Source organism: Stenotrophomonas sp. YIM B06876 (genome assembly GCF_030711595.1).
Lineage (GTDB): Bacteria > Pseudomonadota > Gammaproteobacteria > Xanthomonadales > Xanthomonadaceae > Stenotrophomonas.
Genome location: NZ_JAUJUJ010000003.1, coordinates 26,695 through 50,542, shown reverse-complemented (window position 1 = coordinate 50,542; position 23,848 = coordinate 26,695). Strand labels below are relative to the sequence as shown.

The following is a 23,848-nucleotide window of genomic DNA, read 5'->3' as shown; positions in this document are numbered from 1 at the left end:
GCCTGCTCACCTGGCCCTTCCTCAGAATCCGCGCCCGATGACCCTCCCGTCCCTTTCACGTATTGCGGTACTGGCCTCCGGCCGGGGCAGCAACCTGCAATGCCTGCTCGACGGCATCGCTGCCGGCACCCTGCCGGCGCAGATTGCCGGTGTGTTCTCCGATCGTCCCGACGCCGCCGCGCTGCTCAAGGTCGCCCCGGCGCAACGCTGGGCGTGCACTCCAAACCAGTTCGCCGACCGCGCCGCGTTCGACCGCGCGCTGGCCGATGCGGTGGCCGCCTCACAACCGGACTGGATCGTCTGCGCCGGTTACATGCGCATTCTGGGCACCGCCTTCGTCGAGCGCTTCCACGGCAGGCTGGTCAACATCCACCCTTCGCTGCTGCCGCGGCACAAGGGGCTGCATACCCATGCCCGGGCACTGGAAGCCGGTGATACCGAGCATGGCGCCAGCGTGCACTTCGTGGTGCCTGAACTCGATGCCGGCAGCGTGATCGCACAGGCACCGGTCCCGGTGCAGGCCGGCGACAGCGCCGACACGCTGGCCCAGCGCGTGCTGCAGGTGGAACACCCGTTGCTGCTGGCGACGGTGCGCCTGCTGGTTTCCGGGCGCATTGCTGAACGGCAAGGGCAGGTCCTGCTTGATGGTCAGCCCCTGTTTAAGCCGCTGCACCTAGATTCCGCCGGAACACTCTCGCGCTTATCCTGATCCGCACATGCCACCGATGCGCGAGCTGGCATGCTTGTCCCACTTCCCGCCCCTGTGAGTGCATGACCATCCCATTCCTCAAGCCGGTATTGCGCACCGCCCTGCTGCTGGTTGCCGTCGCCGGCCAGGCACAGGAACCCCCGGCCAAGGCCGCTGACCTCAGCGCGCTGCCGGCCAGCGAGTGGAATGCGCCGGAGCTGGAGCCGTTCGTTGCCACCTACCAGGCCTTTTACAAAGGCAGGGAAGCCGGCGATGCCACCTTGCGCGTTGTCCGCGGCGAGCCACCACAGTGGCGGGTGGACCTGGCCGTGCACGGCCGCCGCGGGTTTGCCAGCGTGCTGGGGCTGAACATCGAGCAGAGCACGGTGTTCAACAAGGACGGCGCCAACTACGTTCCGCTCAGCCAGAGCACGGTGAAGAAAGCGCTGTTCCTGGGCAAGAAGGTCACCGGCACCTACAACTGGCAGGCCGGCACCGCGCAGTGGCAGGGCGACCTGAAAAAGGAACGGCAAGCGCCGATCCCGCTGCAAACCGGGGATCAGAGCGCGCTGCTGCTGAATCTGGCGATCATGCGCGACGCCCGCCCGGGCAAGACGATGCATTACCGCTATGTGGACGTGGGCCGCGTGCGCCAGCACGACTACCGCGCCGCGGACGCCACCGAGATCGTCCAGATCGGCGATCTCAGCTATGACGCACTGCGCGTCTACCGCACCAATGGCGGCAACGACGAAACCATCCTGTGGATCGCCAATGGCGTTCCCACGCCGGTGCGCATCCTGCAGCGCGACAACGGCGAAGACCAGATCGACCTGCGCCTGATCGAATACAACGGAGCCTGAGCATGAAAACTTTCATCCGCCCGCTTTCTCTTGTCACCGCCGCCGCGCTGGCCTTGGCCAGCCTGCCGGCATTGGCGCTGGAACCCTTCAAGGCCGACTACACCGCCAGCTACATGGGCATGCAGGCCAACGGCATGATGTCGCTGGCGGCGGAGGGCAACAACCAGTGGCGCTACAGCCTGCAGGTGAAGAACCAGCTCGCCGACCTGAGCCAGAGCACCGTGTTCGACGAACACAATGGCAGGTTGCGGCCGCTGAGCAGCCAAGACAGCTCCACCGTGCTGGTGAAAAAGCGCAATGTCGACGCCCGTTATGACTGGAAAACCGCCCAGGCGACCTGGTCGGGCGACGTCAAACCCGATCGTCGCGGACCGGTGAAACTGCAAAGCGGCGACATGGACGGGCTGCTGATCAACCTGGCCATTGCCCGGGACGTGGCGGCCGGCAAACCGCTCAACTACCGCATGGTCGACGGTGGCCGCATCAAGCCGATGAGCTACAGCGTGGTCGGCAAGGAAACCCTCACCATCGGCGGCAAAGCCGTGGAAGCGACCAAGGTGTCGCGCATCGATGGGCGCAAGGAGTTGATCGCCTGGGTGGTCCCGAATTTTCCGGTGCCGGCACGCCTGCTGCAGCGCGAGGACGGCAAAGACACGCTCGACCTGACGCTGAAGTCGCTGCGCTGAATCCCCTTCAGCAGCGGCACGGAAAAGCCCGGCCATACGCCGGGCTTTTTACGCACCAATCCTGGCTTGGCGGCCGCTGCCTGCGCCGTGCCCGGGGCGCAGCGATCACACCGCCGCACCCGCGTCCTCAGTGGCCGGCATCCTTCTGGAACACGGTCTTGCAGTCCACCCGGAACTGCTCGCCATTGCGCCGCCACTGGAAGCTGCGGCACTGCCGGTTACCCTCGCGGGTATCCTTCACCACCACCGCATAGAACGCCTGCAGCAGTTCGCTGCGGCTCACCTGGCCATCGCCATTCCAGTCCATCTCGCGCTTTTCCACGCCGCGGGTGATGGCGATGCCGGCGTACCAGCCATAGCCCAGCCAGCCCAGTATCACCAGCACCAATACCAGCAGGATCTTGCGGCGGCGGGTGAAACGGCCGCGCAGGATCACGGGACGCGCCGGATCAGGGCGCCCAGCGAACCGAGCTTCTCTTCGATGTTCTCGTAGCCGCGATCAAGGTGGTAGATACGGTCGATGGTGGTATCCCCTTCGGCCACCAGACCGGCAAGGATCAGACTCGCCGAGGCGCGCAGGTCGGTCGCCATCACCGGCGCGCCACTGAGCTGGGCCGCGCCGCGCACAATCGCCGTGTGGCCTTCGATCTGGATGTCGGCGCCGAGGCGCAGCAGTTCGTTGACGTGCATGAAGCGGTTTTCGAAGATCGTCTCGTTGATCACGCCCACCCCGTCGGCCACGCAGTTGAGCGCCATGAACTGCGCCTGCATGTCGGTCGGGAATGCCGGGTACGGCGCGGTGGTCAGGTTGACCGCACGCGCACGCTTGCCGCCCATGTCCAGGGTGATGCTGTCTTCGCCGCTCTCGATATGCGCGCCGGCCTCCACCAGTTTGGACAGCACCGCGTCCATCGTGCCCGGCCGCGCGCGTTTGACCGTGACCCTGCCGCCGGTCATCGCCGCGGCGACCAGGAAGGTGCCGGTCTCGATGCGGTCGGGCAGCACTTCGTGACGGCCACCGGACAGGCGCTCCACGCCTTCGATCACCAGCCGCGCGGTGCCCAGGCCCTCGATCTTCGCCCCGAGCGCGATCAGGCAATGCGCCAGATCGGCCACCTCCGGCTCCATCGCGGCGTTTTCCAGCACCGTGGTGCCTTCGGCCAGCACGGCGGCCATCAGCACGTTCTCAGTGCCGGTGACGCTGACCATGTCGAAGGTGAAGTGGGCGCCCTTCAGGCGCTTGGCCTGCGCCTTGATGAAGCCGTTCTCCACCGTGATCTCGGCACCGAGGGCCTGCAACCCCTTGATGTGCTGGTCCACCGGACGCGACCCGATCGCGCAGCCGCCGGGCAGCGAGACTTCCGCTGCGCCGTATTTGGCCAGCAGCGGACCGAGCACCAGGATCGAGGCGCGCATGGTCTTGACCAGCTCATACGGGGCCACGTGCTGGTTCACCGTGCGCGGGTCGACCACGATCGCGCTGCCGCGTGACAGCGAGCCCTGGTCGATGGTGACCTTCGCCCCCAGCTCACCGAGCAGCTTCACGGTGGTGATCACATCGTGCAGATGCGGCACGTTGGTGATTTCCACCGGTTCGTCGGCCAGCAGGGTCGCGCACAGGATCGGCAGCACCGCGTTCTTGGCGCCGGAAACAAAGACTTCACCGTTCAGCGCGTTGCCGCCGGTCACTATGATTTTTGCCATGGAATAAAGGCCGAAAAAGGAAAAAGGTGGTGGCGGGACGCGGCGGTCAGGCCGTTTCGTCGGGCGTGACGGTCTTCAGGGCCAGCGCATGGATCGCTCCGCCCATCAGCTCACCCAGCGTCGCATACACCATGCGGTGGCGTGCCAGCGGCAGTTTGCCGGCAAAGGCGGCGCAGACCACGGTCGCCTCGAAGTGCACGCCATCGTCACCTTGCACCTGGGCGCGGGCACCGGGCAGGCCGGTTTCGATCAGATTTCGGATGGTCTCGGCGTCCAACGGGCTTTCCTAATAAAATGGCCCCCCATTCTACTATCCGACCGGCACCCACATGGCCGTTTCGCACCCGTCCACCGCCGCCGTGACCGATACCAGCCTGGTTGCCAGTGGCCGTCGTGTCATCGAGATCGAGCAGGCCGCATTGGGCTCGATCGGCGAACGCATCGGCGAAGCCTTCAGCCGGGCCTGCCGGCTGGTGCTGGAATCGCGCGGGCGCGTGGTCGCCACCGGCATGGGCAAGTCCGGCCATATCGCGCGCAAGATCGCCGCCACGCTGGCCTCCACCGGCACTCCGGCCTTCTTCGTCCATCCCGGCGAGGCCGGGCATGGCGATCTGGGCATGATCACCGAGGACGACGTGGTGCTGGCGTTGTCGTATTCGGGCGAATCGGACGAGGTGCTGATGCTGCTGCCGGTGCTCAAGCGCCAGGGCAACCGCCTGATCGGCATGACCGGCAAGCCGCAGTCCAGCCTGGCCCGCGCCGCCGACGTGCATCTGGATGTGAGCGTGGCTCACGAAGCCTGCCCGCTGGCGCTGGCACCCACGTCCAGTACCACCGTCTCGCTGGCGATGGGCGATGCCCTGGCGGTGGCGCTGCTGGATGCGCGCGGCTTTACTGCCGACGACTTCGCCCGCTCGCATCCGGCCGGCAGCCTCGGCCGGCGCCTGTTGCTGCACATCACCGATGTCATGCATGGCGGCGATGAACTGCCGGCCGTGAACGAAGAGGCCAGCTTGAGCGAAGCGCTGATGGAGATGAGTCGCAAGCGCCTGGGCATGACCGCCGTCGTCGACCACGACAACCGCCTGGTCGGCCTGTTCACCGACGGCGACCTGCGCCGCGCCCTGGACACCGACCTGGACGTGCGCACCGCCAGGATCGCCGACGTGATGACCCGCATGCCGCGCACCATCGGTGCCGACCAGCTGGCGGTGGAAGCCGCACGCCTGATGGAAACGCACAAGATCAACGGCCTGATCGTGGTCGATGCCGCCGGCCATGCCGTCGGCGCCCTGAATATTCATGACCTGTTGCGCGCCAAAGTGGTTTAAAGCCGGCAGACTGCCGTTGCGTGATCCCGCTCCCCGCCCCTCCCCCGGACATTTCCCGCTGATGCCTTATTCCCCGCTCGCCGGTTTTCCTGCCGAACTCCTCGCCAGCGCCCGCACCATCAGGCTGGCGTGCTTCGACGTGGACGGTACGTTGACCGATGGCCGCCTGTACTACGACCACGCCGGCCATGAGAGCAAGGCGTTCTACGTGCACGATGGCCTGGGCCTGAAATTGCTGCAGCAACACGGCATCCATCCGGTGCTGATCACCGCGCGCAACAGCCTGTCGGCGCAGCAACGCGGCGCTGATCTGGGCATCGACACCCAGATTGCGGTCGGCGACAAACTCGCCAACGTGAAGGCGCTGTGCGCGCAGCATGGGATTGGCCTGGACCAGGTCGCCTTCATGGGTGACGACCTGCCTGATCTGGCGCCGCTGTCGAAGGTGGGGCTGGCGGTAGCGCCGGCCGATGCGCACCCGCTGATCGCCAGCCGCGTGCACTGGCAGACCCGTGCAAACGGTGGCCGGGGGGCGGCGCGCGAACTGTGCGATGTGCTGCTGGCGGCGCAGGACAAACTGGATGCGGTGCTGGCGAGGTTTTCAGCATGAACTGGCGCAGCCTTCTGGGCGTCACCTTGCTGGTCGCGGCGTTGGTCAGCGGCTGGTCCGCGTGGCGCCAGCGTTCGACCATTGCCGCCAGCGAAATGGAACAGGGCCGCTCGGATTACGTGCTGGGGAATTTCGAAATCATCGCCCTGGACGAGGACGGCAAAGAAGCCACCACCCTGCGCGCGCCGGCGATGGAGCGCAGTCGCGCCGATGAGAGCATGAGCGTGACCCAGCCGTTGTTCCTGCTGCCTGATGCTGCCGGCCAGCATTGGCAGTTGCGCGCGAAAACCGGCTGGATCAGCGCCAAGGGTGACGAGATGCGCCTGCGCGGCGACGTCAATGGCGACAGCCCCAGCACCGGCAACATTCCCCCCACCACCTTCCGTACCCAGCGGCTGGATGTGTTCCCCCGGCAGAATCTGGCGCGCACCGATGACACGGTGACGATGACCCGCCCCGGTATCATCCAGACCGGCGTCGGCTTCCAGGCCGACCTCAAGTCCCAGCAGTATTCACTCCTTTCCCAGGTCAAGACCCGCTATGAACCGAACGCTGCCCGCTGAGCTCGCGACCATCGCCCTGCTCGCCGCCCTGCTGTTGCCGGGCCTTGCTTGGTCCAAGGCGTCGGACCGCAACCAGCCGATGACCATCGATGCAACGTCCAGCGATTGCAGCATGGCCGGTGACAACGGCAAATGCCGCTTCACCGGCAATGTCGTCATTGTGCAGGGGACCTTGGAAATCCATGCCGACACCGCCGATGTCATGCAGAAAAACGGCGAGATCGACCGCGTCGTCCTCACCGGCAAGCAGGCCGCCCTCAAGCAGCAGATGGACGATGGCACGATGATGAATGCCCATGCCAACAACATGGATTACAACATCCACACTGAAACGATCATCCTTACCGGCGATTACAAAGTCGAATCCGAACGCGGCACCAACGCCGGCCAACGCATGGTCTACAACACCCGCAGCGGCAACATGCAGAGCGGTGGCGACGGCACCCGCGTGCGCACCGTGATCCAGCCCAAGAACAAGGCAGCCGCCGCACCGGGAGAGAAGAAGTAATGCTCGTCGCCGAAGGCCTGCGCAAGCGCTACAAGAACCGCGAAGTCGTGCGCGAATTCGGGCTGACGCTCGATGCCGGCGAGGTGGTCGGCCTGCTCGGCCCGAACGGCGCCGGCAAGACCACCTGCTTCTACATGATCGTCGGCCTGGTGGAGGCCGATGCCGGACGCATCGTGCTTGATGGCCGCGACATCACCGCCGATCCGATGTACAACCGCGCCAAACTCGGCGTCGGCTACCTGCCGCAGGAGCCCTCGGTGTTCCGCAAGCTGACCGTGGCCGACAACATCCGCCTGGTGCTGGAGCTGCGTGACGACCTGGACGCCACCGGTCGCGAGCGCGCGCTTTCCTCGTTGCTGGACGAACTGCAGATCGGCCATGTCGCCGAACAGCTGGGTGCGAGCCTGTCCGGTGGCGAGCGCCGTCGCTGCGAAATCGCCCGCGCACTGGCGGCCAAGCCGCGGCTGATCCTGCTCGATGAACCGTTCGCCGGTGTCGATCCGATTTCCGTCGGCGAGATCCAGCGCATCGTGACGCACCTCAAGCAGCGGGGCATCGGCGTGCTGATCACCGACCACAATGTGCGCGAGACCTTGGGAATCTGCGACCGCGCGTATATCCTCAATGAAGGCAGCGTACTGGCGCAGGGGGCACCGGAGGAATTGCTGGCCAATACCGACGTCCGCCGCGTCTATCTCGGAGACTCCTTCAAGCTCTGACCTGCGGCTGACCCGCTGCGCCCCTCCAGAACGGTTGCAGGCATGAAAGCACGGTTGCAGACATCGATGGGGCAACACCTGGTGATGACGCCGCAGTTGCGTCAGGCCATCAAGTTGCTGCAGATGTCCAGCGCTGAACTGGACGTGGAAATCGCCGAAGCGGTGGAAACCAACCCGCTGCTGGAATGGGCGGAGAACGCGGAAGCCTCGGCGGCCACCGGCAGCGATAGCGATAATGGCAACGCCGTCAGCAACAGCGACGGGGCCTCCGCCGGGCAGGAACAGCGCAGCGACGAGTGGACGCCGGACGAGCCCGACTGGCGGGGCGGCAGCGGCGGCTCGTTTGACGATGACGACAATGACAGCGCCGCCGAGCGCGTGGCCGAGCCGGAAACACTGGCCGACCACCTGCTCTGGCAGCTGCACCTGTCGCCGCTGTCACCCCAGGACCGGCACATCGGCGTGGCGCTGATCGACGCCCTTGATGACGACGGCTATCTGCGCGAACCGCTTTCGGCCATTGCCCAGACGCTGCGCCCGGAAGTGACCGCAGACGAAGAGGAAATTCTCACCGTGCTGCACCAGATCCAGCGCTTCGATCCGACCGGCGTCGGCGCCCGCTCGCTGGGGGAATGCCTGAACCTGCAACTGGATGTGCTGCCGGCCGACACCGCCGGGCTGGACCTGGCCCGGCAGATTGCCGATGGCCCGCTGGAAAAACTGCCACGGGCCGGCATCGCCGGTGTCGCCCAGGAGCTCAAACGCAGCCACTGCGAGGTGGAACAGGCCATCCAGCTGCTGCGCTCGCTGGACCCGCGCCCGGGCAAGCAACTGGGAGAACTGTCCTCGGATACCTATGTGGTGCCCGATTGCGTGGTCTGGCGCCAGCGCGGCGTCTGGCGCGCGGCACTGGCCGGCCATGCCGGCCCCAAGGTGGTGATCCACCGCGGCTACGAGCAGATGATCCGCAGCTGTGGCGACAGTGACGCCAGCTACATGCGCGCGCAGCTGCAGGAGGCGCGCTGGCTGCTGAAGAGCCTGGAGGCGCGCGGCGAGACCCTGTTGCGCGTGGTCAACTGCCTGTTGCAGCAGCAGGCCGGCTTCCTGGAATTCGGTGAACAGGCGTTGCGGCCACTGACCCTGCGCGAGATCGCCAGCGAACTGGGCCTGCATGAATCCACCATTTCCCGCGCCATCTCGCGCAAATACGTGCGCACCCCGCGCGGCACGCTGCCGCTGCGCGCGTTCTTCGCCTCGGGCATCGATACCGACGGCGGCGGCGAAGCCTCCAGCACCGCGATCCAGTCGATGATCCGGCGCCTGATCGACGCCGAAAACCCGCGCAAGCCGCTTTCTGACGCCAAGCTGGCCGAGATGCTCAAAACCACCGGAATACCGGTGGCGCGCCGCACCGTGGCGAAGTATCGTGAAGCCATGAACATTTCCGCGTCGCACGAGCGTGTACGCATCATCTGAACGCACGCGACTGTAGAAATGCTCATAGCCGCCTAATCAGAGGAGGAATATGATGCGCATCGAGACGTACGGCCAGCAGATTGAAGTCACCCCTGCCCTGAAAGAGTACGTGGAGAGCAAACTCCAGCGACTGGGGAGGCACTTCGACCAGCACTGCGAAATCCGCACCCAGCTGTCGGTTCGCAAGCCGGATCACCTCGTCGTTGCCACGTTGAATGTTCCCGGCCGCACCCTGCATGCCGATGCCAGCGCCCCGACGATGTATGCCGCCATCGACCTGCTGGCCGACAAACTGGACCGCCTCGTGATCAAGCACAAGGAAAAGCATCTTGCCCACGCATCGCATGCTCTGCGCGACAATGGCGGCGAATAGACGCCACCGCCAGACCCAGACATGCCCCTGACCGACCTGATGGCGGCCGTGAATACGCAAGTGCTCACGGCCGCTGATCGTGACAGCACCCTGCAGGCCGCCGCCTTGTTGCTGGCCTGCCCCCAGGCCAACGCCACCAGCATCTTCGACAGCCTGTGCCAGCGCGAACGGCTGGGCAGTACCGCCATCGGCCATGGCATCGCCATTCCCCATGGCCGGGCCACCCGGCTGGACCGCCCCCGCGGGGCCTTGCTGCGCCTGCTGCAGCCGGTGGATTTCGGCGGCAGCGAGCCGGTGGATCTGGTCTTCGCCATGGCCGTGCCTGCGCATTACACCCATCAGCACCTGATGCTGCTGTCCGAGCTGGCCGAGCTGTTTTCCGATGCCGGGGTACGCGCCGCCCTGCGCGCGACGCACGACCCGGGCACGCTCAAGCAGATCCTCGATTCCCCGCCCAGCCACGGTGCCGCATGAACACCCGCATCACTGCACGTGAACTGTTCGAGCAGCAGCGTGAACGCCTCGAGCTGCGCTGGGCGGCAGGGCAGAACGGCGGTTTGCGCGAGCTGGAAGCGGGCAACACCGTTTCGCGACGCCCCTCCCTTGCCGGCTACCTCAACACCATCTATCCCAACAAGGTGCAGATCCTGGGCAGCGAGGAGCTGGCGTGGCTGGACTCCCTGGATTCGCGCCAGCGCTGGGAAATCATCGAGCGCATCATGCAGGCGCGGCCGCTGGCGCTGGTGATCACCAAGAACCATTCCTGCCCGGAAGACCTGCGCGCCGCCGCGGATGAATCGCAGACGCCGCTGTGGGTTTCACCCAAGCGCGGGCATGAACTGCTCAACCACATTTCCTATCATCTGGCGCGCACCCTGGCGCCGCGGATCACGCTGCACGGCGTGTTCATCGAGATCTATTCGATCGGCGTGCTGATCACCGGGGAAGCCGGCTCGGGTAAAAGCGAACTGGCGCTGGAACTGCTGTCGCGGGGCCATCGCCTGGTCGCCGACGATGCCCCGGAATTCACCCAGATCGCCCCCGACGTGCTCGACGGCACCTGCCCGGAACTGCTGCAGGACCTGCTCGAAGTCCGCGGACTGGGGGTATTGAATGTGCGCCAGATGTTTGGCGACACCGCGGTCAAGAAGAACAAATACCTGCGCCTGATCGTGCACCTGACCAAGCCGATGACCGAACCGACGGCCTATGGTTACGAACGCCTGACCGGGGACTCGGGCAAGCGCCATGTGCTGGATCTGGACGTGCCGCTGATCACCCTGCCGGTGATGCCGGGCCGCAACCTGGCCGTACTGACCGAAGCGGCCACCCGCCTGCATATCCTGCGCACCAAGGGCATCGATCCGGCGGCGATGTTCATCGCCCGCCACAGCAACCTGTTGGAGCAACGCAGTCCATGAACCAGAGCGCCCCTTCGACCCTGATCATCGTCAGCGGCCTGTCCGGCTCTGGAAAGTCGGTCGCGCTGAAGACGTTCGAGGATCTGGACTACTACTGCTCGGACAACCTGCCGATCAACCTGCTGCCGGAATTCGTGCGCAGCGTGCTCGGCGAACCCGATGGCGCCGCCCCGCAACGGCTGGCTGTCGGCATCGACGTGCGCGGCCGCAGCGACCTGAGCCAGCTGTCGCGCTGGCGACGCGCGGCCCAGGAGTACGGCATCGAGGCACGGCTGCTGTTCTTCGAGGCCGACGATGAAACCCTGCTCAAACGCTATGCCGACACCCGCCGCCGCCATCCGCTGAGCCACCTCGGGTTGTCGCTGCCCGAGGCGATCGCCCGCGAACGCGAGTTGACCGCTCCGCTGCGTCGCGAAGCCCACGCGGTGATCGACACCAGCAATCTCAATGTCCACCAGCTGCGGCGCCGGGTCGTCACCGAATTCGCGCTGAGCCAGGACAGCAATCTGTCACTGTTGTTCGAGTCCTTCGCCTACAAGCGCGGGGTACCGGCCGAGGCCGATTTCGTCTTCGACGCGCGGGTGCTGCCCAACCCGCACTGGGACCCGGAACTGCGCTCGCTGTCCGGTCGCGACCGCGGCGTACGTGAATATCTGGAGACACAGCCGGAAGTCATCCGGTATGTCGCCCAACTGATTGATTTTCTCGACACCTGGCTGCCAAAACTGGGCAATGACACCCGCAGCTATGTCACCGTCGCCTTCGGCTGCACCGGCGGCAAGCATCGCTCGGTCTACCTGGCCGAACGGCTTGCGCGCCACGCCCGCGAACAGGGCTGGCCGGATGTGGCGACGTTCCACCGCGAACAGGATTGAAACGCGCACCAGAACCTGTTTTCGACGCTATCGCGGACGCCGTCCGACCTGTTAACGTTCAGTGATGACCTGCGGTATTCTTCTCGTGACCCATCCCGGTATCGGCCCCTCGCTGTTGAGTGTGGCCACCCGGCTATTGCGGCAACTGCCGCTGAAAACCGAAGCCTTCGAGGTGCCGTTCGACGCCGATCTGGAGGTACTGCTGCCTCTGGCCTCGGCGGCATTGCGCCGTGTGGACAGTGGCGAAGGCGTGATGATCCTGACCGACCTGTATGGCGCCAGCCCCAGCAATCTGGCCGGCGCCCTGGCCCGCCTGGGCACACCGGTGCGGCGGGTTTCAGCCTTGAGCTTGCCGATGTTGCTGCGGGTGATGAACTATCCGGAACAGGGACTGGACCAACTGCCTGCGACAGCCGCCGCAGGCACCCGCAATGGAGCGATTGTCGACGATGCTTGAACGTGAACTGACCATATCCAACCGCTTGGGCCTGCATGCCCGCGCCACCGCCAAGCTGGTGCAGCTGCTGTCCAGCTACCGCTGCAATGCCACGCTCGTGGCCAAGGGCCGGGAAGTGAACGCCAAGAGCATCATGGGAGTGATGCTGCTGGCCGCTGGCCAGGGCACACCGGTCACCGTGCGGGTGGAAGGTGAAGACGAGGTCACCGCGCTCGAGGCGGTAAGCGGCCTGTTCGAACGGCGCTTCGACGAGGACAACTGATCGTGGCCCCCGCGCCGCCCTCGCGTCGCCGTTTCGCCCGACCCGGCGGAAACACCTGATGGTGGCGCGATTCTCCGGCCATGGCGCCTCACGCGGCAGTGCCCTTGGCCGTGCCCGGGTGCGCCTGCCGCATACGCTGGAAGTGGCCGAAAAGCGGGTGCCGGCCACCAAGGTCGATGCCGAGCTGCAGCGCCTGCATCGCGCGGTGGACGCTGCCCGCGGTGAAATGCATGAACTGCGGCAGCGCCTGCAAGGCGCCCTGCCGCACGATGTCGGCGAATTTCTCGACCTGCATGCGCTGCTGCTGGATGACCCCGAACTGCTGTTCGGGCTGGATGAGCTGATCCGCACCCAGCGTTACAGCGCCGGGTACGCACTGCGGGTGCAACGCGACAAGCTCGCCAACGTCTTCAACGATATGGAAGACGCCTACCTGAAAAGCCGCATGGACGACCTGGACCACGTCATCGGCCGCATCCATGCATTCCTGCATACGCGCCCGCCGGATGTGAAGGGAATGGCCGGGGAAATCCTGGTCTGCGACAACATCGCCCCGTCCGAACTGGCCCAGCTGCAATCCCAAGGCGTGGTCGGCATTGTCACCAGTGCCGGCAGCGCGCTTTCCCACAGCGCCATTCTCGCCCGCAGCCTGCACCTGCCGCTGGTGGTGGGCGCGGCCGGGGTCTGGCAGAAGATCAGCGACGGCGATGTGCTGATCGTCGACGGCGGATCCGGCATCGTCATCGTCGATCCGGCCCCGGCCGACCTGCGCAACTATCGCGCACGGCTGCGCGAGCTGGCCCGCGAACAGCGCGAGCTGGGTCGCCTGCGCAGCAAGCCGACACGCACCCTGGACGGGGTCGACATCACCCTGCTGGCCAATGCCGAATCGCAGGAGGACGTGGCCCAGGCGCATGCCATGGGTGCGCACGGGCTGGGGCTGTACCGTACCGAATTCCTGTTCCTGCAGCGCAACGAGTTGCCGGACGAAGAAGAGCAGTTCCGCATCTACCGCGACACCGCGCTGGGCATGAGCGGACGCCCGGTCACGATCCGCACGCTCGACCTGGGCGCCGACAAGGCCGATCGCACCGGGCTGACCCTGAGCAGCGAGGAGAACCCGGCACTGGGCCTGCGCGGAGTGCGGTTGTCGCTGGCCCGGCCCAAGGTGGCCGACACCCAGCTGCGGGCGATCCTGCGCGCCTCCGGTTATGGCCCGGTGCGGCTGCTGATTCCGATGGTCAGCGCGCGCGAGGAGATTCTGGCAGTACGCCGCCGGCTGGCCCGGCTGGCCGTGCAGTTGCGCGCCGAAGGCCATGAAATCGCCGAACACCTGCCGATTGGCGCGATGATCGAGGTTCCCGCAGCGGCCATCGCGCTGGAGAGCTTCATCGACCTGGTGGATTTCCTGTCCATCGGCACCAACGACCTGGTGCAGTACCTGCTTGCCGCCGACCGCAACAACGAAGCGGTGGGCGAACTGTATTCGCCGCTGCATCCGGCGGTGCTGCGGCTGCTGTCGCAGGTGATCCACACCGGCCTGGCGCATGGCAAGAAGGTGGCGGTGTGCGGGGAAATCGCCGGCGATCCACGTTTGACCCCGATGCTGCTGGGGCTGGGACTGACCGAGTTCAGCCTGCATCCGGCGACGCTGCTGGAAGTGCGGCGCACGATCCGCGATTGCGATCTGGCGCGGCTGCGCGAATCCGGCCGCAAATTGCTGCAGGCCCGCGACCGCCGCAGCATCGAGCGCTGGATCGCCGAAGCGGCCAGGCCGTAGCGACCGCTGCCGCGATCCCGGCACAAATACGGTGCATCGCCGCGCCGCCCGCGTGATAATGACGGGTTGACCACTTCTGTTGCCGCATCCTGGTCGGGGGTGCGGCCATTATTTTTCCCGGGGAGCTGTGCATGGCCGAAGCCGTACGCCACGACAAGACTGCTCGACAGCTGCGACTGCTTTCCGATGCGCTTGATAGTGGCCGGCTCGGGCCGGTACGCCGCCTGGTCAATACGCTGGCACCGGCGGAAATCGGCAACCTGCTCGAATCCCTGCCGCCGGGCAAGCGCGAAGTGGTGTGGGGGCTGGTCGACCCGGAAGACGATGGCGAGGTGCTGGTCCACGTCGGCGAGGAAGTGCGCGAGAGCCTGCTGGCCGACATGGATGCGGACGAGATCATCGCCGCGGTCGAAGACCTCGACATCGACGATCTGGCCGATCTGGTCGAAGACCTGCCCGACACCGTCATCGACGAAGTGCTCAAGTCGATGGATCGCGAGAACCGCGAACGGCTGGAACAGGTGCTCTCGTACCCGGAGGACAGTGCCGGGCGCCTGATGAATCCGGACGTGGTCACGGTACGGGCCGACGTCAATGTCGATGTGGTGCTGCGCTACCTGCGCCTGCGCGGGGAGCTGCCCGACCATACCGATCACCTGTTCGTGGTCAGCCGCCGCCACCGCTATCTGGGCCGGGTATCGCTGGCGGCGCTGGTGACGCATGCAGACCACACCCCGATCAACCGGCTGATCGACGACGAACAACCGGCCATTGATGTCGGCGAGAACTCCGATGAGGTGGCGCGCCAGTTCTCCGACCATGACTGGGTCTCGGCGCCGGTGGTGGATGACAACAACGTCCTGATCGGGCGCATCACCATCGATGACGTGGTCGACATCATCCGCGCCCAGGCCGAACACCAGGCCCTGGGTGCGGCAGGTCTGGACGAGGACGAAGACCTGTTCAGCCCGGTCTGGCGCGCGATGCGCCGCCGCCTGCTGTGGCTGTCGATCAACCTGTGCACCGCCTTCCTGGCCTCCAGCGTGGTCGGCCATTTCGAAGGCACCATCGACAAACTGGTGGCGTTGGCGGTATTGATGCCGATCGTCGCCGGGCTCGGTGGCAATGCCGGCACCCAGGTGCTGGCGCTGATGGTGCGGGGCCTGGCACTGGGCCAGGTCGGCGCCTCCAATGCCCGCACCCTGCTGTGGAAAGAACTGCGCGTGGCCCTGCTCAACGGGCTGCTGCTCGGCACCGTGCTGGGGCTGATCGTGCTGGCATGGTTCCACAGCCCCGGCCTGTCCGCGGTGATCGGCATCGCGCTGACGCTGAACCTGCTGCTGGCCGCTTCGGCCGGCGTGCTGGTGCCGCTGACACTCAAGCGCTATGGCTTCGATCCGGCGCTGTCCAGCGGCATCTTCCTGACCGCGATGACCGACTCGATGGGCTTTTTCACCTTCCTGGGACTGGCCACGCTGGTCCTGCTGCACTGAGCCGATATGACCTTCACCGTCGAAAACTACTACCAGCCCGGCTGGCGCGAACACCCGCACACCTGCCCCGCCTGTGAATGGCATGGCAGCTCGCGGCAGATGGAAATGGAACTGCATGACGAGCAGACCGAATACAGCTGCCCGGGCTGCGAGCACCCGCTGCTGATCGTGCTGCACCCCAGCCTGCAGCAGCTCAAGGACGCGGCCGCACAGGGACACGCCGAAGCGCTGGAGCAACTGGCGATCCTCGCCGCGGCACCGCGCCCGGATTGAATGCGCGCCGGGCCTGGCACTGGCCGGGCGCCGGAACTGCCGCTATGGTCGGCCGCAGACTCCCTGCACAGGTCGGCTGGCGATGCGGACATTGTTTTTCGCGCTGGTGCTCGGTGTACCCGCCCTGGCCGCCGCGCAACGCGAAACCGGCCCCTCCTATCTGAGCAGCACCCCGCTGGTCAGCGCAGCGGCCGAGCCCGGCCTGGGGATCGCGTTGCGGGCCCCGGTGCAGAACGCCGTGGCGGCCAGCATGGCCGGCCGCCACGAAGAAGCTCTCCCGGCCCTGCGCCAAGCCGCGCGCAGCTGTGATGCCTACCGCGCGGTCACCGGCCGCCGCACCTTCAGCTTCCGCAGCCAACGCCAGTATCTGCTCTATATGGAGGAAGCCGGCGGCGGCCATCCCACCGAATGGCTGGACCATGCCTGCAGCAGCGCCTATACCCGCCTGGGCTACATCGATATCGAACGGAACCGGATCGACAGCGCGCTGGCGTGGCTGGACCAGGCCATCGCCGTGGCTCCCTACGAGGCCGAGCCGCTGTGTGAGCGCGGCGCGGCGCTGACCCGGCGCAAGGACTGGAAGGGTTCGCTGCAGGCCTATCAGCAGGCCCTGGCGCTGGCGCGGCGCCATCCCGAAGCGGCGCATATGGAAGCCATGGCCCTGCGCGGAACCGGTTTCGCCCTGATCGAACTCGGCGATCTGGCCGCCGCGCGCGCGGCCTATGAAGCCTCGCAAGTGCTGGACCCGGAAAGCGCCACGGCCAGGAACGAGCTGCGCTATATCGTGCAGCTGCAACAACGCGCCGAAGCTGCCGACTGACCCCTCATCCCGCAGGGCTGGAAATGCCAGTCCCACCGCCCGCGGACATCACCCCAGCAGCGTTTCCAGCACCGCCATGCGCACGGCAACGCCGTTGGCGACCTGGCACAGCACCCAGGACTGCGCGCCATCGGCAACCTCGTCGGTGACTTCCACGCCGCGGTTGATCGGGCCCGGATGCAGTACCGCGGCATTGGCGCCGGCGCGCTTGAGGCGTTCGCTGGTGAGGCCGTATTGGCGGTGGTACTGCTCCAGCGAGGGCACCAGCCCCTCTTCCATACGCTCACGCTGCAGCCGCAGCAGCATCAATGCGTCAGCGCCTTCGAGCATGGCGTCGAAGTCCTGGCCGACCACACAGCCATCGAGGATCGCGTCCTCCGGCAGCAACGATTGCGGCCCGCAGACACGGATCTCGCCCACCCCCAGCGTGCGCAGCGCCTGCAGATCGCTGCGGGCCACACGCGAGTGTTTGACATCGCCGACGAGCAGCACCTTCAACCTGGAGAAATCCGGACCCTTGGCCTGGCGCAGGGTCAGCATGTCCAGCAGCCCCTGGGTGGGATGCGCGTTGCGCCCATCGCCGGCATTGATCAGCGCGGTGCCTTCCCCGGCGGCCGCGGCCAGCTCGGCCACGGCGCCGTCATCGGGATGGCGTACGACGAACCCGCGCACGCCCATCGCTTCCAGGTTGCGCAGCGTATCGCCGGCGGTTTCGCCTTTGCGCGTGGACGAGGTGGAGGCATCGAAATTCAGCACGTCCGCCCCCAGCCGCTGTGCCGCCAGCTGGAAGGAACTGCGGGTGCGGGTGGAAGGCTCGAAGAACAGCGTGCAGATCGCGGTACCGGCCAGCACATGGCGCTTGTTGCCGACCCGGCCGATGGCGGCATCGCGGATCTGGCCGGCGCGGTCGAGCAGCTGCAGCAAGGTGTCACGGGGCATCCCATCCAGTGTCAGTAGGTGGCGCAGGCGGCCCTGGGAATCGAATTGCGAGACGGTCATGGCGGCAGGTCTTGGCAGGAGTCAGGAAACAGGGGTGGCATCGCCCGGCGCCGACAACCAGCGTTCGATGATGACCGCAGCGGCCACCGCATCCAGGTTGGCCGCATCGCGGCGACGCTTGCGGCCTTCGGCACGCTCGACAGCAAAGCGGCGGGCGGCCTCGACCGAGCTGGAGCGCTCGTCCACCAGCACCACCGGCACCTTGTAGCGCTGCTGCAGCTGGCGGGCAAAGGCATGGGCGCGCTTGCGGTTGGGCTGGTCCTCGCCTTCCAGCGTCAACGGGTCACCGACCACCATGCCCTGCGGACGCCATTCCTTGTGCAGGCGATCCAGCGCCGCCCAGTCCGGTCCATTGCCATGCACATCGATCACCGCAAGCGCGCGCGCACTGACCCCGAACGGACTGCCGATGGCCACGCCGATGCGGCGCGAACCGACATCGAAACCGAGCACGGTACTGTCGGGCGAAAGCGCCACCGGATCAGGCATTGCCGCTGTATCCGGTCAGACGGAACAGGTCCACGCCGATCCGCGCCGCCGCACTTTGCCAGCGGCTTTCCAGCGGCAGCTCGAACAGCAACGCCGCGTCGGCCGGCACGGTCAGCCAGCTGTTGTCGGCCAATTCCTGTTCCAGTTGGCCGCCGTCCCAGCCGGCACAGCCCAGCGCGACCAGCGCATTGCGCGGCCCCTGTCCATGCGCCATCGCCTCGAGGATGTCGCGCGAAGTCGTCAGGTACAGCCCACCGCCCACTTCCAGGCTGGAATCCCACGGTCGCGCGTCGTCATGGATCACGAATCCGCGCTCGGGATGCACCGGGCCGCCGCTGAGCACCGGACGGGCGCGCAGCACGGCGTCGTCGGTATGGATGTCCATCTGCGACAACACCTCGCCCAGGGTGTATTCGGAGGGCTGGTTGATCACCACTCCCATCGTCCCGCCCTCGTCATGCCGGCAGATCAATGCCACGCTGCGGGCGAAGCTGGACCCGGCCAGCGTCGGCAGTGCGACCAGCAGATGGTTGGCGAGAGGGAGCGACAGCGCGGACATGCCGCCATTCTATCGCCTGCGCGCGCGGAAGGCCGCCCCGGCGCGATAATCGGCGCCGGGCAAACGCCCTGTGCCAACGGAACAATGCCGCCCATGCCCAGCTACTGTGATATCGCTCCAGGCCACCCGGTGCATGCGCACTATCACGCCACCGAGTACGGCTTTCCCCAACGCGGCGAGCGTGAACTGTTTGAACGGCTGCTGCTGGAAATCAACCAGGCCGGATTGAGCTGGGAGACGATCCTGAAGAAGCGGGAGGATTTGCGCCGCGCCTACGACGGATTCGATGTCGATACCGTGGCCGCCTATGGCGAGGCCGACGTGGCGCGCCTGCTGGCCGACGCCGGCATCATCCGCAACCGGCTCAAGGTGCATGCCGCCATCCACAATGCCGGTGTGATCGCGGCCATGCGCGCCTCCCATGGCGGCTTTGCCGCCTGGCTGGACAGCCACCATCCGCGCGAAAAACCCGATTGGGTGAAGCTGTTCAAGAAGACGTTCCACTTCACCGGCGGCGAGATCACCGGCGAATTCCTGATGAGCCTGGGCTACCTGCCCGGTGCCCACCAGCCAGGCTGTCCGGTGCTGGCCCGGATCGAAGCCTCCGGGCCGGCCTGGCGGCGCCGCCAGGACTGAGGTCCGGCAGATATTCCTTCCGCATTGGATCGCGGAACAGCCGCGGAAAACACCCACACTTTCCCGGAGCAGCCGGCCGGACGGCGCGGACACGCCGCCCCACCCGGCGTCGTCACCGCCCCCTTTGAACCGCACGCGCCCGGTCCCGAACGCAGGATGCCCACAATGCCGGGGAATGCTCCTGCAGCAACGCCTGCTGCCTGGGGTCCATCCGTCGCGCTGCTCTTTCAACGCGTTTCGCGACGCATGTCGCTCCTGCCGCGGCAATGCCGGGAACCGCATGGGTGCCGGCCCATGCAAAAGCCCGGTCAGGGACCGGGCTTTGACAGGTGCCACTCAGCGCGGCGCGCGGTCAACGGACCTCGGCTATCTCCACGCCATCCATACCCTGTGCCAGGGTTTTGGCATCGCCGCCCTGCGAGAGCTTGATGCGCAGGCGCACCTCGTTCTGCGAGTCGGCGTAACGCAGCGCGTCCTCATAGCTGATCTCGCCGGCCTGGTACAGCTCGAACAGGCTCTGGTCGAAGGTCTTCATGCCCAGCTGCACCGATTCCTTCATCACTTCCTTGAGCTTGTGGATCTCGCCGTCGCGGATGTAGTCCTGTACCAGTGGCGTGCCCAGCATGATCTCCATCGCCACCTTGCGCGCCTTGCCGTCCGGGGTGGGGATCAGCTGCTGCGCGACCACGCCCTTGAGGTTGAGCGACAGATCCATCAGCAACTGGTTGCGGCGGTCTTCGGGGAAGAAGTTGATGATGCGGTCCATCGCCTGGTTGGCGTTGTTGGCGTGCAGGGTACACAGCACCAGGTGGCCGGTTTCGGCAAACGCGATGGCGTGGTCCATGCTCTCGCGGGTGCGCACCTCGCCAATCATGATCACATCCGGCGCCTGGCGCAGGGTGTTCTTCAGCGCGTTGTCCCAGCTGTCGGTATCGATGCCGACTTCGCGCTGGGTGATGATGCAGCCCTCGTGCTTGTGCACGAACTCGATCGGGTCTTCGATGGTGATGATGTGGCCGGTCGAATTCTGGTTGCGGTAGCCGATCATCGCCGCCAGCGAGGTCGACTTGCCGGTGCCGGTGGCGCCCACGAACAGGATGATGCCGCGCTTGGTCATCGCCAGGGTCTTGATCACCGGCGGCAGGCTCAGCTCTTCCACCGTCGGAATGCGGGTCTCGATCCGGCGCAGCACCATGCCCACCTGGTTACGCTGGTAGAAACAGCTGACGCGGAAACGGCCGACGCCGGCAACGCCGATGGCGAAATTGCACTCGTGGGTTTTTTCGAACTCCTCGCGCTGCGACGGCGTCATCACGTTCAGCACCATGTCGCGGCTCTGCTGGCTGGTCAGCGGCGACTGCGTGATCGGCGAAATCTTGCCGTTCACCTTCATGGAAGGCGGCATGCCCGAGGTGATGAACAGATCCGACGCCTTCTGGTGCGCCATCAGCTTGAGGAACGAGGTGAAGTCGATGGTGCTCATGACAGTGCTCCGGAATGGGCGATGCACAAAATACGCTTGCGGCGAGGAAAAGACCTGCGGGAGGTGCGCGCCATGGCGGGCATGCCGCGCACATCGTCCCGGCTATTCGAACAGGCGCTTGTCCTTGGCGTAGTCCTTGGCCTGGTTGCGGGTAATCAGGCTGCGCTTGACCAGATCCTGCAGGTGCTGGTCCAGGGTCATCATGCCGTTCTGCTGACCGGTCTGGATCGCCGAATACATCTGCGCCACCTTGTCCTCGCGGATCAGGTTGCGGATGGCCGGGGTGCCGACCATGATTTCCCACGCCGCGGTACGCCCGCCGCCGACTTTCTTCAGCAGCGCCTGCGAGATCACCGCGCGCAGCGACTCGGACAGCATCGAGCGCACCATCGGCTTTTCGCCCGCCGGGAACACGTCGATGATGCGGTCGATGGTCTTGGCGGCCGAACTGGTATGCAAGGTGCCGAATACCAGGTGGCCGGTTTCCGCGGCGGTCAGCGCCAGCCGGATGGTTTCCAGATCACGCAGTTCGCCGACCAGGATGATGTCCGGATCTTCACGCAAGGCCGAGCGCAGCGCTTCGTTGAACCCGTGGGTGTCACGGTGCACTTCGCGCTGGTTGATCAGGCACTTCTGCGAGGTGTGCACGAATTCGATCGGATCCTCGACGGTGAGGATGTGGCCGTATTCGCTCTTGTTGATGTAGTCGATCATGCCGGCAAGCGTGGTCGACTTGCCCGAGCCGGTCGGCCCGGTCACCAGGATCAGCCCCTGCTTCTGCTGGATCAGCTCGCGGAAGATCGGCGGGCAGCCGAGGTCTTCCAGCGTCAGCACCTCGGAGGGAATGGTACGGAACACCGCACCGGCGCCGCGGTTCTGGTTGAAGGCGTTGACACGGAAGCGTGCCAGCGAAGGAATCTCGAACGAGAAATCGACTTCGAGGAACTCTTCATAATCGCGCCGCTGTTTGTCCGACATGATGTCGTACACCAGCGCGTGCACCTGTTTGTGATCAAGTGCGGGAATATTGATGCGACGGACATCGCCGTCGACACGGATCATCGGTGGCAGGCCTGCGGAAAGATGCAGGTCCGATGCACGGTTCTTGACCGAGAATGCCAATAGTTCAGCGATATCCATAACGCTGCATTTCCCCTGGGCTGCGACTGGAAGGTTTTCCCCTTGGGCGGCAGTATAGCGCTCCGCCGTAAGAGGTTGCTTGCTTGCAGACCGCCCCGCTCGCCCTGATCCAGCACGCCATCGCCGAGGCCGCGCACGGCCGCCCGCCGGTCCGCCTGCTGGCGGTTTCCAAGACCCGTCCGGCCACGGCGATCGCGGCGCTGGCCGACCAGGGGCAGGCCGCTTTTGGGGAAAACTACGTGCAGGAGGCGGCCGGCAAGATCGCCGCCCTGGCCGATCGCGGACTGGAGTGGCACCTGATCGGCCATCTGCAATCCAACAAGGCCGAGCTGGCCGCGCAGCTGTTCGACTGGGTGCAGAGCGTGGACCGGGTCAAACTGGTGGCCGCGCTGGCCCGGTATCGCCCCGCAGCGCGGGGGCCGCTGAACGTGCTGATCCAGGTCAATATCGATGACGAGGACAGCAAGCACGGCTGCCTTCCGCACCAGATCGAGGCCCTGGCCCTGGCGATTGCGGCCGCGCCGCAGTTGCGGCTGCGCGGGCTGATGGCGATTCCGGCGCCGCATCCCGAAGCCGGGCGGCGGCGCGCGGCGTTTGCCGGCATGCGCGCCCTGTTCGATGAACTGGCAACGCGGCACCCGGCGGTGGACACGCTGTCGATGGGCATGAGCGACGACTTCGCGCTGGCCATCGCCGAAGGTGCCACCATGGTCCGGGTGGGTACCGCCCTGTTCGGACAGCGCCCGTCCCCTTGATCCACCGCCCATCAGCCCGTTTTGACGAGATGACGATGACCGATCCCACCCGCGACGCCCTGCTGTCCAGCACCCTGGCCTTCATCGGCGGCGGCAATATGGCCCGCAGCCTGATCGCCGGACTGATCCGCCGGGGCATGGAGGCCCGCCGGATCCATGTGGCCGAGCCGGTGCCGGCGCTGCGTGAGGCGCTGCAGACCGATTTCGGCGTGACTACCGCCGCCGATGCCGCCGGGGCGGCCCGCCATGCGGCGATCTGGATCATGGCGGTGAAACCGCAGGTGATGCGCGAGGTCTGCGCCTCGCTGGCCGCGTTGGCGCAGTCGCAGCCGCCGCTGGTGCTTTCGATCGCGGCCGGCATCACCGCCAGCCAGCTCGACCGCTGGCTGGGCGGCGGCCAGAGCATCGTGCGGGCGATGCCCAATACGCCGGCGTTGCTCGGCGCCGGCGTGACCGGAATGTTCGCCAATGCGCGCGTACGCGCGTCACAGCGCGCGCAGGCCGATGGCGTGCTGGCCAGCGCCGGGCGCACGGTCTGGATCGAGGACGAGCCGCGCATGGATGCGGTCACCGCGGTGTCCGGCAGCGGCCCGGCCTATGTGTTCCTGCTGGCCGAAGCGATGGAGGCGGCGGCACTGGAACAGGGGCTGCCCGCCGACGCCGCCCGTACCCTGGTACTGGACACGGTGCTGGGTGCGGCGCGCATGCTGACCGAGGCTGGCGAAGCCCCGGCCGTCCTGCGCCGGCGCGTCACTTCGCCGGGCGGCACCACCCAGGCCGCGATCGAGACCTTCCAGGCCGGCGGATTCGAAGCATTGACCGCGCGCGCCATTGCCGCCGCCACCCGGCGCGGACGGGAACTCTCCGCCGCCAACGACTGAGGTC

General features: G+C 66.3%; 30 protein-coding genes. 22 read left to right on the top strand and 8 right to left on the bottom strand.

Features of this window, described 5'->3' with window-relative positions:
- Positions 1-37: 37 nt before the first annotated feature.
- The 3 genes from purN (at position 38) to QZH66_RS02485 (ending at position 2,237) form a co-directional block, all read left to right on the top strand.
- Positions 38-709 (top strand): phosphoribosylglycinamide formyltransferase, encoded by a 672-nt coding sequence (purN, locus tag QZH66_RS02495; protein WP_305804371.1) that lies wholly within the window; start codon positions 38-40, stop codon positions 707-709.
- Between the two features lie 62 nt (positions 710-771).
- A complete protein-coding gene (locus QZH66_RS02490; protein WP_305804370.1) occupies positions 772-1,551 on the top strand; it encodes a DUF3108 domain-containing protein in 780 nt (259 codons plus the stop codon).
- A 2-nt stretch (positions 1,552-1,553) separates the two neighbouring features.
- Positions 1,554-2,237: a DUF3108 domain-containing protein gene (locus QZH66_RS02485; protein WP_305804369.1), complete on the top strand. Its 684-nt coding sequence runs from the start codon at positions 1,554-1,556 to the stop codon at positions 2,235-2,237.
- A gap of 127 nt (positions 2,238-2,364) precedes the next feature.
- On the opposite strand, the gene QZH66_RS02480 is transcribed toward QZH66_RS02485, so the two are convergent.
- From QZH66_RS02480 to QZH66_RS02470, 3 genes are read right to left on the bottom strand one after another with little or no spacing between them, the layout of a single operon-like run.
- Positions 2,365-2,673 (bottom strand): EF-hand domain-containing protein, encoded by a 309-nt coding sequence (locus QZH66_RS02480; protein WP_305804368.1) that lies wholly within the window; start codon positions 2,671-2,673, stop codon positions 2,365-2,367.
- Positions 2,670-3,941, bottom strand: a complete 1,272-nt coding sequence (gene murA / locus QZH66_RS02475; RefSeq protein WP_305804367.1) for a UDP-N-acetylglucosamine 1-carboxyvinyltransferase — start codon at positions 3,939-3,941, stop codon at positions 2,670-2,672. Before murA ends, QZH66_RS02480 begins: the two co-directional genes overlap by 4 nt.
- A 46-nt stretch (positions 3,942-3,987) precedes the next feature.
- Complete coding sequence (locus QZH66_RS02470; protein WP_305804366.1) at positions 3,988-4,218, bottom strand: BolA/IbaG family iron-sulfur metabolism protein; 231 nt, start codon at positions 4,216-4,218, stop codon at positions 3,988-3,990.
- Between the two features lie 52 nt (positions 4,219-4,270).
- On the opposite strand from QZH66_RS02470, the gene QZH66_RS02465 reads away from it, so the two are divergent.
- The 16 genes from QZH66_RS02465 (at position 4,271) to QZH66_RS02390 (ending at position 16,902) form a co-directional block, all read left to right on the top strand.
- The gene (locus QZH66_RS02465; RefSeq protein WP_305804365.1) at positions 4,271-5,272 is read left to right on the top strand and encodes a KpsF/GutQ family sugar-phosphate isomerase; all 1,002 of its coding nucleotides are present in this window, start codon (positions 4,271-4,273) and stop codon (positions 5,270-5,272) included.
- A 61-nt stretch (positions 5,273-5,333) separates the two neighbouring features.
- Positions 5,334-5,882, top strand: coding sequence for an HAD hydrolase family protein (locus QZH66_RS02460; protein WP_305804364.1), 549 nt, complete (start codon positions 5,334-5,336; stop codon positions 5,880-5,882).
- On the top strand, positions 5,879-6,445 hold the full coding sequence (gene lptC, locus QZH66_RS02455; RefSeq protein WP_305804363.1) for an LPS export ABC transporter periplasmic protein LptC: 567 nt from the start codon (positions 5,879-5,881) through the stop codon (positions 6,443-6,445). Before QZH66_RS02460 ends, lptC begins: the two co-directional genes overlap by 4 nt.
- Entirely contained in the window at positions 6,423-6,953 is a 531-nt protein-coding gene (lptA, locus tag QZH66_RS02450) for a lipopolysaccharide transport periplasmic protein LptA (protein ID WP_305804362.1), read from the top strand. Before lptC ends, lptA begins: the two co-directional genes overlap by 23 nt.
- A complete protein-coding gene (gene lptB / locus QZH66_RS02445) occupies positions 6,953-7,672 on the top strand; it encodes an LPS export ABC transporter ATP-binding protein (RefSeq protein WP_305804361.1) in 720 nt (239 codons plus the stop codon). The genes lptA and lptB overlap by 1 nt, the downstream gene beginning before the upstream one ends.
- Positions 7,673-7,714: 42 nt before the next feature.
- A complete protein-coding gene (locus QZH66_RS02440) occupies positions 7,715-9,148 on the top strand; it encodes an RNA polymerase factor sigma-54 (protein ID WP_305804360.1) in 1,434 nt (477 codons plus the stop codon).
- A gap of 52 nt (positions 9,149-9,200) precedes the next feature.
- Positions 9,201-9,521 carry a ribosome-associated translation inhibitor RaiA gene (gene raiA / locus QZH66_RS02435; RefSeq protein WP_305804359.1) on the top strand — a complete coding sequence of 107 codons (321 nt, stop codon included), beginning with the start codon at positions 9,201-9,203 and terminating at the stop codon, positions 9,519-9,521.
- 21 nt (positions 9,522-9,542) lie between these two features.
- Positions 9,543-9,995 carry a PTS sugar transporter subunit IIA gene (locus tag QZH66_RS02430; RefSeq protein ID WP_305804358.1) on the top strand — a complete coding sequence of 151 codons (453 nt, stop codon included), beginning with the start codon at positions 9,543-9,545 and terminating at the stop codon, positions 9,993-9,995.
- Positions 9,992-10,942 (top strand): HPr(Ser) kinase/phosphatase, encoded by a 951-nt coding sequence (hprK, locus tag QZH66_RS02425; protein ID WP_305804357.1) that lies wholly within the window; start codon positions 9,992-9,994, stop codon positions 10,940-10,942. The genes QZH66_RS02430 and hprK overlap by 4 nt, the downstream gene beginning before the upstream one ends.
- Positions 10,939-11,817, top strand: a complete 879-nt coding sequence (gene rapZ, locus QZH66_RS02420) for an RNase adapter RapZ (protein WP_305804356.1) — start codon at positions 10,939-10,941, stop codon at positions 11,815-11,817. The genes hprK and rapZ overlap by 4 nt, the downstream gene beginning before the upstream one ends.
- 64 nt (positions 11,818-11,881) lie before the next feature.
- Complete coding sequence (locus tag QZH66_RS02415) at positions 11,882-12,274, top strand: PTS fructose IIA subunit family protein (RefSeq protein ID WP_305804355.1); 393 nt, start codon at positions 11,882-11,884, stop codon at positions 12,272-12,274.
- On the top strand, positions 12,267-12,536 hold the full coding sequence (locus QZH66_RS02410) for an HPr family phosphocarrier protein (protein WP_305804354.1): 270 nt from the start codon (positions 12,267-12,269) through the stop codon (positions 12,534-12,536). The genes QZH66_RS02415 and QZH66_RS02410 overlap by 8 nt, the downstream gene beginning before the upstream one ends.
- A gap of 58 nt (positions 12,537-12,594) precedes the next feature.
- Positions 12,595-14,316: a phosphoenolpyruvate--protein phosphotransferase gene (gene ptsP / locus QZH66_RS02405; RefSeq protein WP_305804353.1), complete on the top strand. Its 1,722-nt coding sequence runs from the start codon at positions 12,595-12,597 to the stop codon at positions 14,314-14,316.
- A 131-nt stretch (positions 14,317-14,447) separates the two neighbouring features.
- Positions 14,448-15,809: a magnesium transporter gene (gene mgtE, locus QZH66_RS02400; RefSeq protein WP_305804352.1), complete on the top strand. Its 1,362-nt coding sequence runs from the start codon at positions 14,448-14,450 to the stop codon at positions 15,807-15,809.
- A gap of 6 nt (positions 15,810-15,815) precedes the next feature.
- Positions 15,816-16,082, top strand: coding sequence for a hypothetical protein (locus QZH66_RS02395; RefSeq protein ID WP_305804351.1), 267 nt, complete (start codon positions 15,816-15,818; stop codon positions 16,080-16,082).
- A gap of 82 nt (positions 16,083-16,164) precedes the next feature.
- A complete protein-coding gene (locus QZH66_RS02390) occupies positions 16,165-16,902 on the top strand; it encodes a hypothetical protein (RefSeq protein ID WP_305804350.1) in 738 nt (245 codons plus the stop codon).
- 48 nt (positions 16,903-16,950) lie between these two features.
- Here the strand turns inward: QZH66_RS02390 and QZH66_RS02385 are convergent, their stop codons facing one another.
- Genes QZH66_RS02385 through QZH66_RS02375 form a run of 3 tightly spaced genes read right to left on the bottom strand, consistent with a single transcriptional unit; the run spans position 16,951 to position 18,949 of the window.
- Positions 16,951-17,901 carry an aspartate carbamoyltransferase catalytic subunit gene (locus QZH66_RS02385; RefSeq protein WP_305804349.1) on the bottom strand — a complete coding sequence of 317 codons (951 nt, stop codon included), beginning with the start codon at positions 17,899-17,901 and terminating at the stop codon, positions 16,951-16,953.
- A 21-nt stretch (positions 17,902-17,922) separates the two neighbouring features.
- Positions 17,923-18,390, bottom strand: a complete 468-nt coding sequence (ruvX, locus tag QZH66_RS02380; RefSeq protein WP_305804348.1) for a Holliday junction resolvase RuvX — start codon at positions 18,388-18,390, stop codon at positions 17,923-17,925.
- Positions 18,383-18,949 (bottom strand): YqgE/AlgH family protein, encoded by a 567-nt coding sequence (locus QZH66_RS02375; protein WP_305804347.1) that lies wholly within the window; start codon positions 18,947-18,949, stop codon positions 18,383-18,385. Before QZH66_RS02375 ends, ruvX begins: the two co-directional genes overlap by 8 nt.
- Before the next feature lie 93 nt (positions 18,950-19,042).
- Here QZH66_RS02375 and QZH66_RS02370 point away from each other — a divergent pair, with 93 nt between their 5' ends.
- Positions 19,043-19,585 (top strand): DNA-3-methyladenine glycosylase I, encoded by a 543-nt coding sequence (locus QZH66_RS02370; protein WP_305804346.1) that lies wholly within the window; start codon positions 19,043-19,045, stop codon positions 19,583-19,585.
- A gap of 352 nt (positions 19,586-19,937) precedes the next feature.
- Here QZH66_RS02370 and QZH66_RS02365 read toward each other — a convergent pair whose 3' ends face one another.
- Both QZH66_RS02365 and QZH66_RS02360 read right to left on the bottom strand, forming a co-directional pair.
- Entirely contained in the window at positions 19,938-21,068 is a 1,131-nt protein-coding gene (locus QZH66_RS02365; RefSeq protein ID WP_305804345.1) for a PilT/PilU family type 4a pilus ATPase, read from the bottom strand.
- Between the two features lie 102 nt (positions 21,069-21,170).
- The gene (locus QZH66_RS02360; RefSeq protein WP_305804344.1) at positions 21,171-22,208 is read right to left on the bottom strand and encodes a type IV pilus twitching motility protein PilT; all 1,038 of its coding nucleotides are present in this window, start codon (positions 22,206-22,208) and stop codon (positions 21,171-21,173) included.
- An 83-nt stretch (positions 22,209-22,291) separates the two neighbouring features.
- Between QZH66_RS02360 and QZH66_RS02355 the strand changes: the two genes are divergently transcribed.
- On the top strand, positions 22,292-22,963 hold the full coding sequence (locus tag QZH66_RS02355; RefSeq protein ID WP_305804343.1) for a YggS family pyridoxal phosphate-dependent enzyme: 672 nt from the start codon (positions 22,292-22,294) through the stop codon (positions 22,961-22,963).
- A gap of 35 nt (positions 22,964-22,998) precedes the next feature.
- The gene (gene proC, locus QZH66_RS02350; RefSeq protein ID WP_305804342.1) at positions 22,999-23,844 is read left to right on the top strand and encodes a pyrroline-5-carboxylate reductase; all 846 of its coding nucleotides are present in this window, start codon (positions 22,999-23,001) and stop codon (positions 23,842-23,844) included.
- Positions 23,845-23,848 lie beyond the last annotated feature (4 nt).

What these genes read in the sequence shown, in the direction of transcription:
- purN (WP_305804371.1), top strand. Translation starts at nt 38, where the DNA reads ATGACCCTCCCGTCCCTTTCACGTATTGCGGTACTGGCCTCCGGCCGG.
- QZH66_RS02490 (WP_305804370.1), top strand. Translation starts at nt 772, where the DNA reads ATGACCATCCCATTCCTCAAGCCGGTATTGCGCACCGCCCTGCTGCTG.
- QZH66_RS02485 (WP_305804369.1), top strand. Translation starts at nt 1,554, where the DNA reads ATGAAAACTTTCATCCGCCCGCTTTCTCTTGTCACCGCCGCCGCGCTG.
- murA (WP_305804367.1), bottom strand. Translation starts at nt 3,941, where the DNA reads ATGGCAAAAATCATAGTGACCGGCGGCAACGCGCTGAACGGTGAAGTC.
- QZH66_RS02465 (WP_305804365.1), top strand. Translation starts at nt 4,271, where the DNA reads ATGGCCGTTTCGCACCCGTCCACCGCCGCCGTGACCGATACCAGCCTG.
- QZH66_RS02460 (WP_305804364.1), top strand. Translation starts at nt 5,334, where the DNA reads ATGCCTTATTCCCCGCTCGCCGGTTTTCCTGCCGAACTCCTCGCCAGC.
- lptC (WP_305804363.1), top strand. Translation starts at nt 5,879, where the DNA reads ATGAACTGGCGCAGCCTTCTGGGCGTCACCTTGCTGGTCGCGGCGTTG.
- lptA (WP_305804362.1), top strand. Translation starts at nt 6,423, where the DNA reads ATGAACCGAACGCTGCCCGCTGAGCTCGCGACCATCGCCCTGCTCGCC.
- lptB (WP_305804361.1), top strand. Translation starts at nt 6,953, where the DNA reads ATGCTCGTCGCCGAAGGCCTGCGCAAGCGCTACAAGAACCGCGAAGTC.
- QZH66_RS02440 (WP_305804360.1), top strand. Translation starts at nt 7,715, where the DNA reads ATGAAAGCACGGTTGCAGACATCGATGGGGCAACACCTGGTGATGACG.
- raiA (WP_305804359.1), top strand. Translation starts at nt 9,201, where the DNA reads ATGCGCATCGAGACGTACGGCCAGCAGATTGAAGTCACCCCTGCCCTG.
- QZH66_RS02430 (WP_305804358.1), top strand. Translation starts at nt 9,543, where the DNA reads ATGCCCCTGACCGACCTGATGGCGGCCGTGAATACGCAAGTGCTCACG.
- hprK (WP_305804357.1), top strand. Translation starts at nt 9,992, where the DNA reads ATGAACACCCGCATCACTGCACGTGAACTGTTCGAGCAGCAGCGTGAA.
- rapZ (WP_305804356.1), top strand. Translation starts at nt 10,939, where the DNA reads ATGAACCAGAGCGCCCCTTCGACCCTGATCATCGTCAGCGGCCTGTCC.
- QZH66_RS02415 (WP_305804355.1), top strand. Translation starts at nt 11,882, where the DNA reads ATGACCTGCGGTATTCTTCTCGTGACCCATCCCGGTATCGGCCCCTCG.
- QZH66_RS02410 (WP_305804354.1), top strand. Translation starts at nt 12,267, where the DNA reads ATGCTTGAACGTGAACTGACCATATCCAACCGCTTGGGCCTGCATGCC.
- ptsP (WP_305804353.1), top strand. Translation starts at nt 12,595, where the DNA reads ATGGTGGCGCGATTCTCCGGCCATGGCGCCTCACGCGGCAGTGCCCTT.
- mgtE (WP_305804352.1), top strand. Translation starts at nt 14,448, where the DNA reads ATGGCCGAAGCCGTACGCCACGACAAGACTGCTCGACAGCTGCGACTG.
- QZH66_RS02395 (WP_305804351.1), top strand. Translation starts at nt 15,816, where the DNA reads ATGACCTTCACCGTCGAAAACTACTACCAGCCCGGCTGGCGCGAACAC.
- QZH66_RS02390 (WP_305804350.1), top strand. Translation starts at nt 16,165, where the DNA reads ATGCGGACATTGTTTTTCGCGCTGGTGCTCGGTGTACCCGCCCTGGCC.
- QZH66_RS02385 (WP_305804349.1), bottom strand. Translation starts at nt 17,901, where the DNA reads ATGACCGTCTCGCAATTCGATTCCCAGGGCCGCCTGCGCCACCTACTG.
- ruvX (WP_305804348.1), bottom strand. Translation starts at nt 18,390, where the DNA reads ATGCCTGATCCGGTGGCGCTTTCGCCCGACAGTACCGTGCTCGGTTTC.
- QZH66_RS02375 (WP_305804347.1), bottom strand. Translation starts at nt 18,949, where the DNA reads ATGTCCGCGCTGTCGCTCCCTCTCGCCAACCATCTGCTGGTCGCACTG.
- QZH66_RS02370 (WP_305804346.1), top strand. Translation starts at nt 19,043, where the DNA reads ATGCCCAGCTACTGTGATATCGCTCCAGGCCACCCGGTGCATGCGCAC.
- QZH66_RS02365 (WP_305804345.1), bottom strand. Translation starts at nt 21,068, where the DNA reads ATGAGCACCATCGACTTCACCTCGTTCCTCAAGCTGATGGCGCACCAG.
- QZH66_RS02360 (WP_305804344.1), bottom strand. Translation starts at nt 22,208, where the DNA reads ATGGATATCGCTGAACTATTGGCATTCTCGGTCAAGAACCGTGCATCG.
- proC (WP_305804342.1), top strand. Translation starts at nt 22,999, where the DNA reads ATGACCGATCCCACCCGCGACGCCCTGCTGTCCAGCACCCTGGCCTTC.